Genomic DNA, 3,184 nt, shown 5'->3' on the forward strand with positions numbered 1-3,184 from the left:
GGCCATGGCCAAGGCTCCGTGGAGTAATTTATGTTCCAGCCCCGAAAGACCGCTACGATAGGCCTGGCCGATCTCTGAGGCTCCTGCGGCGGAGATCTGAAGAACACCTTGGCGGGCAAGGGTTTTTACAGGATTTTCCTGATACACCAAGCTATGGGCTGCCGTCGTCTTAATCAGGTTCCCGGCGCTGCCCAGATCTCCCACACCCAAGCTTAGCCCTTGCACTGCAAGGCTTTTTCCCGCTGCCTTGAGCATATCCGAGAGCTGGAGGGATTCGTGATTGGCCAGAGACTCCAGACCTCCCTTCTGGATGAAGGCCTGAGCGGACGCTGCAAGCACGCCAGAGGCAATCCCTCCGCTGGCCCCTGCCAGAGCTGCAATGCCCACCCCCAGAGCGGCCTTGAAGGCAGGCTTAACAGTGGTACGAGGGTTTTGAACATCTTCAGTAATGGAGGGCAGGACCGTGTGGTGAATCTCGGTGAACTCGGGGCGAGGCGCCACTTCTAGGCCCGGGGGGCGCTGACCCGTCTTAGAAACGACTTCCAGGTGCGGCGTATCCACACTAAGCCTCCCTTGAACTGAGCACTCTATGTAGTCCACCCCTTGGCCTTGGCGAGCCTGGGTTTTCTGGAGAATTTTGCTGTCTCGGGTCACCGAAACTTTCTCAAATCCATCCTGCCGAAGGGCGGGGGTCAGAAGGAGCTTCTCGCGAGCCTGAATGCTCACCTCCCCCTTAAACTGGGTTCCCTGGAAGGCCCCGCGCTGCAGCGAAAGGTGGAGCCCCTCCAGCGGAGTCATTGCAGTGCTGGCCTGGCTGAGATCCGTGAAGGGCTCAACGCGCACCCCCTCAATGGACCCGGGCACCGGCTGGGTGCTGTGGCGACGCTCTTGTATATATACATTATGAGAAGATTCAGAAGTGCTCCCATACCCGGGAATGCACCGGTAGCGCTGCGCCTCCAGTACCCCACCAATAAATTGAAATCCCAGAGTGAATACAATCTTTATCGAAGCCACGGCACTTCCTCTGGCCCTTCCACCCAGGCTTGAGTCAAGGGTTTTTCCCCCAAGAACAGGTTGTTAGCCAGGATATCCAAGCTGTTCCGGGATTCCGGAGTGTCCTCCAACTCCAGCACCCGAGCTAGGATATAGAAATATTCCGGGTGAATGAGGCGGCTGTCCAGCTGTTCCAGTTGCTCCTGCGCCACCCGCTGCATCCCGTCAAAGGACCGGCCAAAGAGGGCGACCTCCTTGGCAAAAAAGGCAAACCGCAAAATAGGAAAGGGTACCCAGATGACGGCCTGGCTTCGAGGCGGGTCCTGACTTTGAAGGTAGGGCTGAATGGCCCGATGAAAACTAGGACACAGCGTGTCATGATGGGGGTGGCAGGGCCATTTGATGTTGGGATCGTAGGGGGCATGGGTCATGAAGGCGTTGTACATGTCATCGCTGCTACGACGCCCAATAAAGAGATCGTTGGTGATGGCGATGCATTCCAGGATGTCCGCATTAATAGAATCTCCCATAATTGTGGTTTCTGCAATGTAGTTCATCAATGAATTACCAGGATAATGATCCCTACCATGTTCCTTTTCACGATCTACAATATCATCAATATTTTTTCCCGAAATATCTTTTCCCCATTCAAAAAGTCCCCAAAAATCGTCTGCCACATCAGCAAACTTGTAAGTCCAGTCATATTTTGGATAATCGTATTCTCTCCACTCATTTAACAACAGCACCTTCATCAAAAACCCTGCCAGATAACGAGTACAATCTTGCCAATCTGGATTTTTTATCTTTTTATCCGCCGTTAACTCTCCTAAAACATACCACCGATAGTACTGTCCTAACATACTCATTTTTCCCCTCCTACTTTTTTTCTAAAGGATTGGGGTTTGTATTCAGCTTAGGAATTTCTCCCCGCTGAAATTTCCCCAATTCACCAGGGGTGGGCGGGTAATGCTGAACTTTTTGTTCCACTCCGTCAATTTTAGGTTTGGGATGAATCTCCACTACGTGTAAATCATTTTGTGGCGCTCCACCGCGAGCCTCTTTTGGACGCGCTTCACTGGGCTTTTGATAGGATTCAGTCCAAACGCGAATATTTCCAGTCTTCGGACATACTTCTTTCACGGTATTGGATCCACCATCGGTACGAATATTGGGGTTCTTATCGTTTGCTGGCTTATGTTCCTTATAAAACCTTACTCTCCCATCCGGCAAATCCTTACGGTACTTGTACTCCTTATTTTTCATGGCCTTTTCCACCTCTTCGGTAAACTTCGGGTGCACCTGGTCTACCTTTTTCTGCCCCTTCAGCTCCATTCGTTCTTGATCCGCCCGTTTCAGGCCCCTTTGTCCTGGGTTTTCCATTGGGGGAGCATTCTTATCTCGGATCAGCCCCCGTTCTTGCCGCTGTTTTTCCTCTATTTTTCTGCGGGCACCGGTGGGGTGAGCGCCCTCTTTTTTCAGTATCCCCGGGCCCTTGTCTTTGCTTAAGGCGGTTCTCGCCAAGCGGACCCCGGCTTTTACCACGGTGTTGCCCACACCTCCACTGGCCAAATCCAATGCTACGGATCCGGCGGCTAGGCCCCCCTGAGCGGCGGCGCTCCAGTAATTGCCCTCCTGGATCTCGTCGCGTACTTCCTGAACGCCCTGGGCTACATCGTAGGCTACTGCCAGAATGGTGGTGACAAAATTTTCCTCCAAGCCAGTGGTGGCCGCGGTGTCACAGACCTGAATGTCCCCCGAGTCCTTTCCCGCCAAGGCTAACCCCGTAGCTAGGAGAATTCTTAACGAGGCCACAGCCCGACCTGCCAACGCCTGGGCTGCCTCCTGACAGCGCTGGGTATAGGCCTCCTGCCCTTCCCCCTGGGCTCTTTGAGGCAGCTGGTCTCGAATTCCTTCTGTAACGCCCTGCGCACACGTCTCCGCCGCCATGGTGGCGCCTGCCGACAGAAGAGCCTGATTCCAGTCTCCAGTACCGCTTTCCAGAGCCTGGAGGGAGAGAGTGGAGGCCATGGCCAAGGCTCCGTGGAGTAATTTATGTTCCAGCCCCGAAAGACCGCTACGATAGGCCTGGCCGATCTCTGAGGCTCCTGCGGCGGAGATCTGAAGAACACCTTGGCGGGCAAGGGTTTTTACAGGATTTTCCTGATACACCAAGCTATGGGCTGCCGTC

The 3,184-nt window shown here is 53.9% G+C and carries 2 protein-coding genes and 1 pseudogene; all 3 read right to left on the reverse strand.

All coding sequences use genetic code 11. The features are described 5' to 3' along the window. On the reverse strand, nt 1-1,017 hold a 1,017-nt coding region (locus HCUR_RS08310; protein ID WP_165780658.1), incomplete at its 3' end, for a hypothetical protein. Next, nucleotides 1,005-1,862: a hypothetical protein gene (locus tag HCUR_RS02345; RefSeq protein ID WP_243397252.1), complete on the reverse strand. Its 858-nt coding sequence runs from the start codon at nt 1,860-1,862 to the stop codon at nt 1,005-1,007. The genes HCUR_RS08310 and HCUR_RS02345, both read right to left, overlap by 13 nt. A gap of 10 nt (nt 1,863-1,872) precedes the next feature. Next, a pseudogene (locus tag HCUR_RS02350) lies at nt 1,873-3,184 on the reverse strand (hypothetical protein); the annotation flags it as partial.

Origin of the sequence: Holospora curviuscula (assembly GCF_002930195.1) — a bacterium.
GTDB classification, from domain to species: Bacteria; Pseudomonadota; Alphaproteobacteria; order Holosporales; family Holosporaceae; genus Holospora; species Holospora curviuscula.